Below are 11,902 nucleotides of genomic sequence, written 5' to 3'. Positions count from 1 at the left end.
CCGGTACCCACCGTGTAGGCATGCCGGGCCCGGGTGCCGCCGCCGGTGCCGATCAACAACGGGTTCTCGGTCTTGATCTCCACCATCTGCTCGACCAGCGGGTAGACCGCCGAGCGACCCCGGTCCAGCACGGATTGGCCGCCGATCTTCAGCACGGTGGCGTTCGGCAGGATCGGATAGTCCGGGGCGCCGGCCGTCGCGGCCAGCAGATCCGGGTCGTCCAGCGGTCGGCCGAGCAGGGTTGTACCCGGGTCACTCATCGAGCTGGCCTCTTTTCTGCGAGTCGTTGGGGGCCATCATGCCGGTATGCCGGATTTGCCGCGCTCTTGGATCTTCCTCGGGGGCGGCCGGCCGTAAGCTTGGGCAATGGATGCCTACCGGTACCTGACCATCAAGCGGGACGCCGACATCGTGCGCATCACGATGAACCGGCCCGACCGGCGCAACTCGTTGTCCTTCGAGCACCTCGTCGAGCTCGGACACGCGTTCACCGAGGTCGGGGACACCGATGCGACCGGCATCGTGCTGGCCGGCAACGGCCCGGTGTTCTGCGCCGGGCACGACTTCGCCGACGTGGCCAGCCGCGACCTGCTCGGGGTGCGTGAGCTGCTGCGGGTGTGCACCGCGCTGATGAGCACCATTCAGTCGGTGCCGCAGGTGGTCATCGCCCGGGTGCACGCACTGGCTACTGCCGCGGGCTGCCAACTGGTGGCCTCCTGCGACCTCGCGGTCGCCGGCTTCTCCGCCGGTTTCTGTCTGCCCGGCGGCAAGGGCGGCTGGTTCTGCCACACCCCGGCGGTGGCGGTGGCCCGCAACATCGGTCGCAAGCGCCTCATGGAGCTCGCCCTCACCGGGGAGCCGGTGGACGCCCGCACCGCGGCGGCCTGGGGCCTGATCAACTACGCGGTGCCCGACGAGGAGCTGGACAGCGCGGTGGATGAGCTGTTGGCCTTGGCCACCCGGGGCAGTCGCACCTCGAAGGGCGTGGGCAAGCAGACCATCTACGCCCAGCTGGATCGCCCGGAGCACGACGCCTACCAGATCGCCGCCGAGGTGATGACCGCGATGTCCGCCGCGCCCGCGGCGCGGGAGGGCATGGCCGCGTTCCTGGAGAAGCGCAAGCCGGTTTGGCCGAACTGACATGCCGGTCGCCGAGGTCAACGGGCAACGCATCTTCTACACCGACTCCGGCGGTGCCGGACCGGCCGTGCTGTTCGCGCACGGCTTCCTGATGGACCACGAGATGTTCACCCCGCAGATCGAGGCGCTGAGCGGCGGGTTCCGGGTGATTGCCTGGGACGCCCGCGGGTTCGGCGACACCGACTTCGACGGCAAGTCGTTCGACTACTGGGACAACGCCCGGGACTGCCTCGGCCTGCTCGACTCGCTCGGCCTGGACCGCGCGGTGATCGGCGGCATGTCCCAGGGCGGCTTCTGCTCGCTGCGGGTGGCCCTGCTCGCGCCCGAGCGGGTGCGCGCGCTGGTGCTCATCGACACCCAGGCCGGCGTCGAGGAACCGGACAAGGTCGAGCTCTACGGGGACATGATCGACGCCTGGGTCAACGTCGGTCCCGGCGAGGAACTGGCTCGGATCATCGCCGGGATCATTCTCGACGACCCGGTGCTCGACGAGATCTGGATCGCGAAGTGGCAGGCCCGCGACCGCACGCTGCTGGCCGAGCCCGGCCGGTGTCTGCTCGGTCGCGAGGACGTCACCGACCGCCTGGCCGAGATCACCTGTCCCGCACTCGTGGTGCACGGCACCGAGGACGGTGCGATCTCCATGGAGCTGGCGCAGACGTTGGCCGCCGGACTGTCCGGGTGCGCCGGTGTGGTGCCCATCTCCGGTGCCGCACACGCGTCGAACCTCAGCCACCCGGATCAGGTCAACCCGCCGCTGCTCGAGTTCTTGCGTGGCCTCCCGGCCTGAGGGCACACCCCGTGGTGGACTGCCGCGGTGGACGTCGAACGCACCCGGGCGCTGCGCGATCTGCTCGCCCACACCGACTGGATGAGTCGCAGCCGCGCCCTGGCCCGCGGCCTGCGTCGGGCCACCCCCGGCGGGTTGTTGTTGGTGGGCACGCCGGACTACGAGCCGTGGCACGTCACCGCGCATCTGACCGACGAGGCCCGCGCGGTCGGTCTGCCGGGCCTGGTGCCCACGCTGGTCCGGCACGAGGTCCCCGACGGGGCGCCCCCGCACCTGGCCGTGGACCTGTCCCGGCTGGCAGCCGCGGGTCGGCGGGACACGCTGTTCGTGGTGGCCGCGCGGTCCGCCGGTGAGGGCCTGCTGTCCCGGTTGGCGGACGCCCGCAAGGCCGGGGCCACCCTGCTGGCCCTGGATCGGGGCGAGGAGGAGCTGGGCTTATTGGCCCACGAACGCTTCGAGGTGCAGGCCCAGGACGTGCTGCCCGAGGCAGATCTGGCGTTCTCCACCGCGCAGCATCTGGTCAGCCTGGCCGCCGGGGAGTTCCCCGTCCGACCGGCGGGCGTGCGGGACCGGGTGGCCCGGTTCCTGGACACCATCAGCGGCTGACCGCCGGTCGCCCCGGGGCGCTCGTCCACCGTCTGCATAGGGTGGGCGCGTTCCACGGGATTGGCGACGCGGGCTGACGATCCGTCAGGAGTGTGGTGAATGAGCGGGGATCTGCTCTACGGCGAGGACTTCAAACCGGGCATGGAGTTCCAGTTCGGCTCGTTGACGCTGACCGAGTCGGACATCATCGGGTTCGGCCGGGAGTACGACCCGCAGCCGATGCACGTCAGTAAGGCGGCGGCGGAGGCGAGCCCCTGGGGTGGCATCATCGCCAGCGGCGTGCAGACCGTCGGGATCTACCAGCGTCTGGTGGTCGACGCGGTCTGGAGCCGTACCGCGGTGAAGGCGGGCAAGACCATCCACGCCGACCTGCGCCGCCCCGTCCGGCCGGGTACCACCTTGACCGGCAAGCTCGTGGTGGCCGAGGTGAACCTGCGTCCGGAACGCGGCGACGCCATCGTCACCACCCGCTCCGAGCTCACCGACGACAACGGCGAGGTAGTGCTGATCCTGACGCTGGAGGGCGTGATGTTGATGCGCCCCACCGGTTCGGAAGACTGAGCCACATGTCGCATTACGTGCTTACCCTCGGCTGTCCCGACCGCACCGGCATCGTGGCGCGCATCGCCACGTTCCTGTCCGAGGCGGGTGGATCGATCACCGAGGCCGGCTACCACCTGGACCCGCAGTCCAACTGGTTCTTCACCCGCCAGGTGGTGCAGGCCGACACGTTGCCGTGGGGGTTGGACGAACTGCGCGAGCGCTTCGCCGCGGTGGCTGCGGAGTTCGGTGCGGACACCACCTGGCGGGTCTCCGACACCGGTCGACCGCCGCGGGTGGTCATGCTGGTGTCCAAGGAGGTGCACTGCCTCTACGACCTGCTCGGCAGGCACGCGGGTGGCGAACTCGACATGGACGTGCGTGCGGTGATCGGTAACCACACCGGTCTGGAGGCGATCACCCGGGCGCACTCCATCCCGTTCCATCACGTGCCGTTCGCGCCCGGCGCGCAGGGCAAGCGGGCGGCGTTCGACGAGGTGCGCAAACTGGTCGACGCCGAGGAGCCGGACGCGATCGTTTTGGCCCGATTTATGCAGATTGTGCCACCGGATCTGTGCGAGGCCTGGTCCGGGCGGATGCTCAACATTCACCACAGTTTTCTGCCGAGCTTTATCGGCGCAAAGCCTTACCACCAAGCACATACGCGCGGGGTAAAGCTCGTCGGTGCGACGTGCCATTACGTGACCGAAAACCTGGACGCGGGCCCCATCGTCGAACAAGATGTCATTCGGGTCGACCATTCGGACACCGTGGCGGACATGGTGCGAAAGGGTCGGGACATCGAGAAGATTGTGCTGGCCCGTGGCTTGCGCGCGCACCTGGAGGACCGGGTGCTGGTGCACGGCAACCGAACGGTGGTCTTTCACTGAGCCGCTAGGTCCAGGGAGCCGCTTTTGACCACGATCTATCCGACGATCGCCGAGGCGATCGCGAAGAGCGCCACAACGGCGAAGGCGCCGCTGACTCCGAATCCCACGGACCACGTGCTGTCCCGGCTCGCCTTCGGCCCGACGGCGGCGGCGCGGGCGGAGATCGCCGAGCGCGGGATCCCGGCCTGGATCGCCGCGCAGATCGCCGCGGGCCACACCTACGCCGGATACGCCGGCGACACCCTGGTCTCCACGCAGGCCACACTGTTGGGCACCAGCCCCGCCGATGCGCATACCTTCCTCAAGCTGCGTGGCAACTCCTACGGCTGGGACCTGATGACCCAGCTCACCCAGGTCACGCTGGGGCTGCAGGTCTGGAGCAGCGCCCAGCTCTATGAGGTCCTGGTCGACTTCTTCGCCAACCACCTCAACGTCGTTTGCCCGCGCGCGGACCTGTGGGTCACCCGGCACACCTTCGACCGCGACGTCATCCGCAAGCACGCCCTGGGTTCATTCACCGACATGCTGGTGGCCTCGGCGCGCAACGCCGCGATGCTGCTGTACCTGAACCTGGCGCAGTCCAGCAAGGCCGCGGTCAACGAGAACTACGCCCGGGAACTGCTCGAGCTGCACACCGTCGGGTTGGTGTATTCCGAGTCCGACGTGAAGAACACGGCCAAGCTGCTCACCGGGCGCACCGTGGATTCCCGGACCCTGGATTACACCTACAACCCGGCGATCCACGGCACCGGCGCGGTCCGGGTGCTCGGCTTCCGCCATCCCAATTCCTCGACGGCGGACGGCGAGGCCGGCGGCGACGCCCTGCTGCGCTACCTGGCCGCACACCCCGCGACGGCCACTCGGCTGGCCCACAAGCTGTGCATCCGGCTCGTGTCCGACCACCCCTCCGACGCCCTGGTGGGCGCGGTGGCCAAGGCCTACACCGGCTCCGGCACGCAGATCCTGCCGATGCTGGACACGATCCTGCGCTCGACGGAGTTCTGGGCCTCGCGGGGGCAGAAGGTGCGCCGACCCGCGGAGAACATCGTGGCCACGTTGCGCATCCTGGACACCAGGCCGGCCACAATCACCGCCGCGCTGAAGTACCTGCAGGTCATGACCCAGCAGGTCGGCAACGTGCCGCTGGCCTGGGACCCGCCCAACGGCTATCCCGATGTGGCCGCCGCCTGGCGTTCGGCCAGCACGCTGCTCACGCTCTGGCTGCACCACCTCGCGCTGTCCGCGGACTCGTGGCCCAATGCGTTCGCCAAGTCCAACAAGGCCACGCTCTACGGCGGGACCCCGGCCAACAGTGGCGACGCCATCGCCCGGCTCGGGGTTCGGCTGACCGGTGCTCCGCTGCCCGTGGCGCATGTTCAGGCGCTGCAGACCTTCCTCGGCGAGGCCGCCACCACCCCGGTGGCCAAGTCAACCCTGCACGGGCTGCTGCCCTCGTTGATCGCCCTCATCCTGGACGGACCCTCACATGCGATGCGGTGAGCAGAACCCCGCCGGGTTGACCCGGCGCCGTTTCCTGGCCGGCGTCGGTGCCCTCGGCGTCTCGGTCGTCGGTTCGCAGGTGGTCACCACCCGGGTCGCCTACGGCGCGCCGGCGTCGAACCCGAACACGGTGATCGTGATCTTCCTGCGGGGTGGCGCCGATGGGCTGCGCATCTTGTCCCCGCACTCGGCCGACCTCGGCGTGAACTACCTGCGTATCGCGCGCCCGGCGCTGGTGCCGAACAACGCGATCGCCCTGGACGGTACCGGCGGTTGGGCGTTGCACCCGGCCATGGCGCCGCTGCACCAGGTGCTCTGGTCGACCGGGGAGATGACCTTCGTCCCGGCGTCGAGCAACAAAGGAGTGACGCGCAGTCACTTCCAGGCACAGCAGTTCGTCGAGCAGGGCGGGTCGAGCTCGGTGAGCACCGGATGGCTGGACCGGGTTCTCGCCCGCCTCGGTCCGGGCACCACATTCCGTGGGCTCGCCGACGGCTTCGCCCTCCCGATGTCCATGGCGGGCAATCAGCCCAAGATCTCCATGTCCTCGCTGGCGACGTTCGACTTCCCGGGCGCCGGCGCGTCCCGCGGCCCGGCCATGACCGCGCTCGGCACGCTCTACCGCGGGTTCGACGGACCGTTGAGCTCCGACGTGCCCGAGGCGTTGTCCGCGGTCGCCACCGCGGAGGTGATTCGGTCCCTCACCACGGTGCAGAACGCCGCGGTGTACCCGGACGGCCCCACCGCCGCCGCGCTGAAGGACCTGGTCGCGATCCTGCGCGCCGAGGTCGGCCTGCAGGTGGCCACCCTGGACGTGAGCAGTTGGGACACCCACACCAGCGAGGCGCTCGGGCTGGACGCGCTGCTGGCCAACACGGCGCAGGCGCTCGCCGCGTTCTTCACCGACCTCGGCCCGGCGCGGCGATCCCGGGTCACCGTGATCGTGCAGTCCGAGTTCGGCCGCCGCGTCGCGATGAACGCCTCCGGTGGTACCGACCACGGCCACGGCGGGCTGGTCTGGCTACTCGGCGGTGGCCTCATCGGGAACAAGGTGCACGGCACGTGGGTGCCGCTTGCCTCCGACGCCGACCTGGACGGCGGTGACGTGCAGGGTCTCAACGACGTGTTCAATGTCCTCGGCGAGGTGGTGACCAAACGCCTGGGCGTGGGCTCGTTGTCCACGGTGTTCCCCGGTCTGTCGTACGCACCGCTGGGAGTGGCCCGCGCCGGCTAGGAGGATTCGTGAGCGGTAGCGAGCGAAACATAGGCACAGTGTGAGCGGTAGCGAGCGAAACATAGGCACAGAGTGAGCGGTAGCGAGCGAAACATAGGCACAGAGTGAGCGACCTGAGCACCCTGCCCGCCCCGGCCGCCGCGACCCTGACCCGCTGGCACGCCATGGTCGCCGCGCTCGACCTGACCGACGTCGCGGAGTTGTTGGCTGCGGACGTCGAGTTCTCCTCACCGGCCTTTTGGAAGCCCTATTCCGGCCCGGTGGCGGTGGCCCACGTGCTGCAGACCGCGGTGCGGAATTTGGCCACCGACTTCACCTACCATCGCAGCTTCGCCACCGATGACGGCTGCGGCGTGGTGCTGGAGTTCTCCGCGCGACTGGACGAACTCGAGCTCAAGGGCATCGACATGATCGCCTTCGACACCGCCGGTTTGATCACCCGCTTCGAGGTGATGATCCGGCCGATGAAGTCGCTGGCCCGGGTGGCCGAACGGATGGGTGCCACGGTCGACCTCGCCCTGCTGGGCAAGGCACAGTGACCGGCCACGGGCAGGACAGCGGTGCGCTCGGCACGGTCACCGAGGTGGCCGACGGCGTGTTCGCCTATGTGCAGCCGGACGGCACCTGGTGGATCAACAACACCGGTTTCCTGGTCGGTCGCCGGCGGATCACCGCGATCGACGCCTGCGCCACCGAACGGCGCACCCGCGCGCTGCAGGAGGCCATCGGCCGGGTCTCCTCGGCGCCGGTGCGCACGCTGATCAACACCCACCACCACGGCGATCACACGTTCGGCAACTACTTGTTCGAAGACGCCACCATCGTCGCCCAGGACCGCGCCCGCGACGCGATGCTGGAGGCGGGCACTCCGTTCTCCGCGCCGTTCTGGACAGAGGTGGACTGGGGGCACATCGACCTCGCCCCGCCGTTCCTCACCTTCGCCGAGCAGGTCACCCACTGGGTGGACGACCTGCGCTGTGAGGTGATCCACCCGAATACCGCGGCGCACACCACCAACGACGCGGTGGTGTGGATCCCCGAGCGCCGGGTGCTGTTCGCCGGCGACCTGCTCTTCAACGGCGGGACGCCGTTCTGGCTGATGGGGTCGGCGTTCGGCATGCTGGACGCGGTGGACTTCCTGCGCCGGTTCGGCGCGGAGACGATCGTGCCCGGCCACGGCCCCATCTGCGGTCCGGAGGTGATCGACCGAGTGGCCCGCTACGTGCGGTTCGTGCTCTCCCTGGCCAACCAGGCGCGGTCGGCCCGGTTGAGTCCATTGGAGGCCGCCCGAGAGGCCGACCTCGGCGAGTTTCCCGGGCTCACCGATCCCGAACGCCTCGTCGGCAACCTGCACCGCGCGATGGCCGAATTGGACGGAGTGGAGCGCGGCGGCGCCATCGACCTGCGCGCCGCGCTGGGCGACATGGTCGCGTTCAACGACGGCCGGCCGCTGACCTGCCACGCCTGACGGAGCGTCAGGCATGGCAGGATCGGCGATCAGGGCGCGGCGGTCCAGTCGTAGGGCAGGAACTTGCCGTCGAACGTGACGACCACCCGGGCCGCGCCGTCGAGTTCCTTCTTCTCCAGGTTGACGCTGAAGTTGATGGCGCTCATGATGCCGTCGCCGAACTGCTCGTGGATCAACTCCTTCAACGCCGCCCCGTACACGCTCAGCGCTTCGTGGAACCGATAGACCGTTGGGTCGGCCGCCAATTCGGGGCCACTGCCCCTAACCGGAACCGATCCCAACACCGGGATGACCGCCGGGTCCAGGCCCAAGGCGTCGACGATCAACTTCGCGTCGCCGGGTGGCAAGGGGTGTTGTCCCAGTAGCGCCGAGGTCGTCCAGACCGCCGGCCTGCCGATCAGTTCGGCCAGTTCCTGCCACGTCACGCCCTGCGCCAATCGCGCCGCCACGATCGCGCCGGTCACCTCGTCCCGAGTCACGATGCCTCCTGTGGAAACCTCGACCACGGTCGCCCGGGGATCCACCCGCGGCTTCTCCGCGCGTCAGGCGGCCATGCTCGACGCTATCCGCCCGGCGTTTCCCGGACGTTACGGGTTTCAGGCCGCGAACGAGGTCACGTGGGCGATGGCGCCGTCCAGGGCAACCCTCACCGGCGTCGGGTCCTCGTGTACCTGGGTGAGCAGCAGTCCTCCCTGCAGCGCGGCCAGCACGAACAGCGCCAGCTGAGCCGGGTTGGCGTCGGCGCGCAACTCGCCGCGCTGCTGCATGGCGGTGAGGCCCTCGTGGATTGCCCGTTCCCAGCGCGCCATGCCCGCCGCCAGATCGGCCCGCGCTTCCGGATCGGAGTCGGCCAACTCGCTGGCCAGTGACCCGATCACGCAGCCCCCCTTGCACTTTCGGGCGGTCTGCAGGGCCAGGATCGCGTCCCGCCAGGCCTCCAGCGCCGCGATGCTGTCCAGCGGGAACTGGGCCTGGATGTCCAGCGCCAGGTCGCTTTGGTGCGCGATCACCGCACGGACCAGGGCGTGTTTGTCCTCGAAGTAGTGGTAGAGCTGCGAGGCGCTCACCCCGGCCGCGGCCAGCACGTCCGGGATCGAGGTGCCGGCCACGCCCTGGCTGAACATCAGGTCTGCGGCGGCCTGAATGATCCGCGCACGAGTGGCCCGCCCGCGCTCGGTGAGCCGCGGGCCGCAGGCGTCGATCTCGCTGGCCACGCCCTCAGTCTAGCCCAAATTGGAATTGACATTCCACTTCGCCTGTTGCAGGCTCTGGATCATTCATTCCAGTAACGCTCATTCCACTCTTGGGAGCAGACAATGTCCGCAGTTCTGTCCGGCCGCACCGCCCTCGTAACCGGCTCCACCAGCGGCATCGGTCGCGCCACCGCTCTGCACCTCGCCGACCTCGGCGCGCATGTGATCGTGTCCGGCCGGGACAGCAGCCGCGGCGAGGCCACCGTCGCCGCGATCCGTGCGGCCGGCGGCAAGGCCGACTTCGCCGCCGCCGACCTGACCAATGCCGACAGCGTCCGCGAGCTCGCCGAGCGGGCCACCGAGCTGGGCGGAGGCCACGTCGACGTGCTGATCAACAACGCCGGTGTCTTCCCGTTCGGCAGCACCGAGCAGACCGACGAGGCCGCCCTCGACCTGCTCTACGCAGTCAACCTCAAGGCGCCGTACCTGCTGGTGCAGGCGCTCGCGCCGGGCATGGCCACCCGTGGCCACGGCGCGATCATCAACGTCAGCACCTACGTGGCCGTGCGGGGTACCCCGATCGGCGGTGCCTACGGTGCGAGCAAGGCCGCTCTGGATCTGCTCACCAAGGGTTGGGCCAGCGAGTTCGGCCAGTCCGGCGTGCGGGTCAACGCGGTCAGCCCCGGCCCGGTGCGCACCGAGGGCACCGAGCCGTTCGGCGAGGTGCTCGACGGGTTCGCGGCCAACGCGCCGTCCGGCCGAGTGTCCCAGCCGGAGGAGATCGCCTCGGTGATCGGCTTCCTGGCCGGCCCCGGCGCAAGCCAGATCCACGGCGCGATCGTGCCGGTGGACGGCGGCTTGCTCGCCGTCTGAATACATCACAACGTCAGCGGAACCGAGTGCTATAGCGCTCGGTTCCGCTGACGTTGCGGGTTTGTCGCAGGCCATCGCTGAGTCGACGGGGCCAGCTGCGCGCTGTTCACCTTCCCGGGGCAGGCTTCGGCCATGGCCGTCACCCACCGCGAGACCGAACGCAAGTACGAGGCATCTCCCAGCACGCAGCTGCCCAGCCTGGCGCCGCTGTTCGGAGCGTCCAGACCCGAGACCGAGGACCAATTACTGGTCGCCACCTACTTCGACACCTCGGACCTGCGCCTGGCCCGCTCGGCCATCACCATGCGCCACCGCACCGGGGACGACGAGGCCGGCTGGCACATCAAGGTCCCGGCGGGCCCGGTCTCCAGGGACGAGATCCAGGTGCCGGATCGGCCGGACTCGAACGGTGAGGGGGTCGATCCCGGCCCGCCGCCGACGGAGTTCGTCGAGCTGGTCAGCGCCTTCCTCGGCGGGCGGCGGCTCGTCCCGGTCGCGGAGGTGCGCAACCACCGCACGCTGTCCGCCTGGCGCACCGATTCCGGTGGTTCCGCGCTGCAGGTGACCGACGACCGGGTGACCGCCCGCGCCCTGCCGGACGGCAGCAGCCGCAGTTGGCGGGAGTTCGAGGTCGAACTCGGCACCGACGGTGATCCGAATTTGCTCGACCGCGCCGAGGCCGTGCTGACGAAGGCCGGCATCCGGCGGTCGGACTCGCCGTCGAAGTTGGCCCAGGCGCTGGGCTCCCGACTGCCCAGCCCGCCGCCGCCGCTCGGCAAGAACGCCAACGCCGGGGAGGTGGTGATCGCGTATCTGCGCGGGCAGGTCGCCGCCATTCGGCGCAACGACCTCGAGGTACGTCGGGAGACCGAGGACGCGGTACACCAACTGCGCGTCGCCTGCCGTCGCGCCCGCAGCGCGCTGCAGGCCTTCGGCAAGGTGCTTGACCGCGAGCGGACCCAACACCTGATCGAGGAGTTGCGGTGGCTCGGCGAGGCGGCGGGCGACGCCCGCGACCTGGAGGTGCTGCGCGAGCGGTTCCGCAGCGAGCTCGCGACGCTGCCCGCCGAGGACGCGCTCGGCCCGGTGCAGGCCCGGGTCACGCACTGGTTCGCCCCCCGTCAGGCGGGGGCCCGGGCCACCCTGCTCGAGGCGCTGAGCGCCGATCGGTACCACCAACTGCTCGAAGCGCTCGACGGCCTGGTGGCCCACCCGCCGCTGCAGCCGGCCGCATCCCGCAAGGCCGCTGCGGTGCTGCTCGCCGAGGTGAAGGCGGCTCAGCGCCGGGTCGACCGCCACCTCAAGGCGGCCAAGCCGGCCGCCGCCAACCGCGACGTGGAACTGCACGAGGCCCGCAAGGCCGCCAAACGACTGCGCTACGCCGCCGAGGCCGCCAGACCGTCGGTCGGTGGCGCGAAAACGTTGGTGAAGCGGACCAAGGTGCTGCAAAACCTGTTGGGTGAGCACCAGGACGCCGTGGTCGCCGCCCCGATCTGGCGGGACCTCGCGGTCGCCGCCCACGGCGCCGGCGAGAACGGCTACCCGTTCGGCCTGCTCGCGGGCCTGGCCATCGGCCGCGGCCTCGACGACGCCGCGCTGGCCGACGCCGTCGCGGACGTGCGCAAGGCCGTCCGCAAGCTCAACTAACCCCTTGCGTCCGAAGAAGAG

The 11,902-nt window shown here is 69.8% G+C and carries 14 protein-coding genes; 11 read left to right on the top strand and 3 right to left on the bottom strand.

Annotated features, from left to right (window positions below; all coding sequences use genetic code 11):
- Nucleotides 1-260, bottom strand: a 260-nt coding sequence (locus VGJ14_11735) for a hypothetical protein (GenBank protein ID HEY2833087.1), incomplete at its 3' end; no start/stop codon positions are given.
- Between the two features lie 106 nt (nucleotides 261-366).
- On the opposite strand from VGJ14_11735, the gene VGJ14_11730 reads away from it, so the two are divergent.
- The 9 genes from VGJ14_11730 to VGJ14_11690 all read left to right on the top strand — a co-directional run bounded on the left by VGJ14_11730 (nucleotide 367) and on the right by VGJ14_11690 (nucleotide 8,168).
- Nucleotides 367-1,140: an enoyl-CoA hydratase-related protein gene (locus VGJ14_11730; GenBank protein ID HEY2833086.1), complete on the top strand. Its 774-nt coding sequence runs from the start codon at nucleotides 367-369 to the stop codon at nucleotides 1,138-1,140.
- Nucleotide 1,141: 1 nt separating this feature from the next.
- Nucleotides 1,142-1,930 carry an alpha/beta hydrolase gene (locus tag VGJ14_11725; protein HEY2833085.1) on the top strand — a complete coding sequence of 263 codons (789 nt, stop codon included), beginning with the start codon at nucleotides 1,142-1,144 and terminating at the stop codon, nucleotides 1,928-1,930.
- Between the two features lie 27 nt (nucleotides 1,931-1,957).
- Nucleotides 1,958-2,536 carry a hypothetical protein gene (locus tag VGJ14_11720; protein HEY2833084.1) on the top strand — a complete coding sequence of 193 codons (579 nt, stop codon included), beginning with the start codon at nucleotides 1,958-1,960 and terminating at the stop codon, nucleotides 2,534-2,536.
- 99 nt (nucleotides 2,537-2,635) lie between these two features.
- The gene (locus VGJ14_11715) at nucleotides 2,636-3,097 is read left to right on the top strand and encodes a MaoC/PaaZ C-terminal domain-containing protein (GenBank protein ID HEY2833083.1); all 462 of its coding nucleotides are present in this window, start codon (nucleotides 2,636-2,638) and stop codon (nucleotides 3,095-3,097) included.
- Nucleotides 3,098-3,102: 5 nt separating this feature from the next.
- Entirely contained in the window at nucleotides 3,103-3,966 is an 864-nt protein-coding gene (gene purU / locus VGJ14_11710; GenBank protein HEY2833082.1) for a formyltetrahydrofolate deformylase, read from the top strand.
- A gap of 24 nt (nucleotides 3,967-3,990) precedes the next feature.
- On the top strand, nucleotides 3,991-5,466 hold the full coding sequence (locus VGJ14_11705; GenBank protein ID HEY2833081.1) for a DUF1800 domain-containing protein: 1,476 nt from the start codon (nucleotides 3,991-3,993) through the stop codon (nucleotides 5,464-5,466).
- Entirely contained in the window at nucleotides 5,453-6,700 is a 1,248-nt protein-coding gene (locus tag VGJ14_11700; protein ID HEY2833080.1) for a DUF1501 domain-containing protein, read from the top strand. Before VGJ14_11705 ends, VGJ14_11700 begins: the two co-directional genes overlap by 14 nt.
- Before the next feature lie 104 nt (nucleotides 6,701-6,804).
- Nucleotides 6,805-7,239 (top strand): nuclear transport factor 2 family protein, encoded by a 435-nt coding sequence (locus tag VGJ14_11695; GenBank protein ID HEY2833079.1) that lies wholly within the window; start codon nucleotides 6,805-6,807, stop codon nucleotides 7,237-7,239.
- Nucleotides 7,236-8,168 carry an MBL fold metallo-hydrolase gene (locus tag VGJ14_11690; GenBank protein ID HEY2833078.1) on the top strand — a complete coding sequence of 311 codons (933 nt, stop codon included), beginning with the start codon at nucleotides 7,236-7,238 and terminating at the stop codon, nucleotides 8,166-8,168. Before VGJ14_11695 ends, VGJ14_11690 begins: the two co-directional genes overlap by 4 nt.
- Nucleotides 8,169-8,197: 29 nt before the next feature.
- On the opposite strand, the gene cynS is transcribed toward VGJ14_11690, so the two are convergent.
- Nucleotides 8,198-8,647: a cyanase gene (cynS, locus tag VGJ14_11685; GenBank protein HEY2833077.1), complete on the bottom strand. Its 450-nt coding sequence runs from the start codon at nucleotides 8,645-8,647 to the stop codon at nucleotides 8,198-8,200.
- A gap of 117 nt (nucleotides 8,648-8,764) precedes the next feature.
- Nucleotides 8,765-9,382 (bottom strand): TetR/AcrR family transcriptional regulator, encoded by a 618-nt coding sequence (locus tag VGJ14_11680; GenBank protein ID HEY2833076.1) that lies wholly within the window; start codon nucleotides 9,380-9,382, stop codon nucleotides 8,765-8,767.
- Nucleotides 9,383-9,484: 102 nt separating this feature from the next.
- On the opposite strand from VGJ14_11680, the gene VGJ14_11675 reads away from it, so the two are divergent.
- Entirely contained in the window at nucleotides 9,485-10,234 is a 750-nt protein-coding gene (locus VGJ14_11675; protein ID HEY2833075.1) for an SDR family oxidoreductase, read from the top strand.
- 132 nt (nucleotides 10,235-10,366) lie between these two features.
- The gene (locus tag VGJ14_11670; GenBank protein ID HEY2833074.1) at nucleotides 10,367-11,881 is read left to right on the top strand and encodes a CYTH and CHAD domain-containing protein; all 1,515 of its coding nucleotides are present in this window, start codon (nucleotides 10,367-10,369) and stop codon (nucleotides 11,879-11,881) included.
- Nucleotides 11,882-11,902 lie beyond the last annotated feature (21 nt).

This window comes from Sporichthyaceae bacterium (assembly GCA_036493475.1).
Taxonomy (GTDB): domain Bacteria; phylum Actinomycetota; class Actinomycetes; order Sporichthyales; family Sporichthyaceae; genus DASQPJ01.
This window is presented reverse-complemented; position numbering and strand designations above follow the sequence as displayed.

Coding starts and splice junctions, on each gene's coding strand:
- VGJ14_11730 (HEY2833086.1), top strand. CDS start 367: ATGGATGCCTACCGGTACCTGACCATCAAGCGGGACGCCGACATCGTG.
- VGJ14_11725 (HEY2833085.1), top strand. CDS start 1,142: ATGCCGGTCGCCGAGGTCAACGGGCAACGCATCTTCTACACCGACTCC.
- VGJ14_11715 (HEY2833083.1), top strand. CDS start 2,636: ATGAGCGGGGATCTGCTCTACGGCGAGGACTTCAAACCGGGCATGGAG.
- purU (HEY2833082.1), top strand. CDS start 3,103: ATGTCGCATTACGTGCTTACCCTCGGCTGTCCCGACCGCACCGGCATC.
- VGJ14_11700 (HEY2833080.1), top strand. CDS start 5,453: ATGCGATGCGGTGAGCAGAACCCCGCCGGGTTGACCCGGCGCCGTTTC.
- VGJ14_11675 (HEY2833075.1), top strand. CDS start 9,485: ATGTCCGCAGTTCTGTCCGGCCGCACCGCCCTCGTAACCGGCTCCACC.
- VGJ14_11670 (HEY2833074.1), top strand. CDS start 10,367: ATGGCCGTCACCCACCGCGAGACCGAACGCAAGTACGAGGCATCTCCC.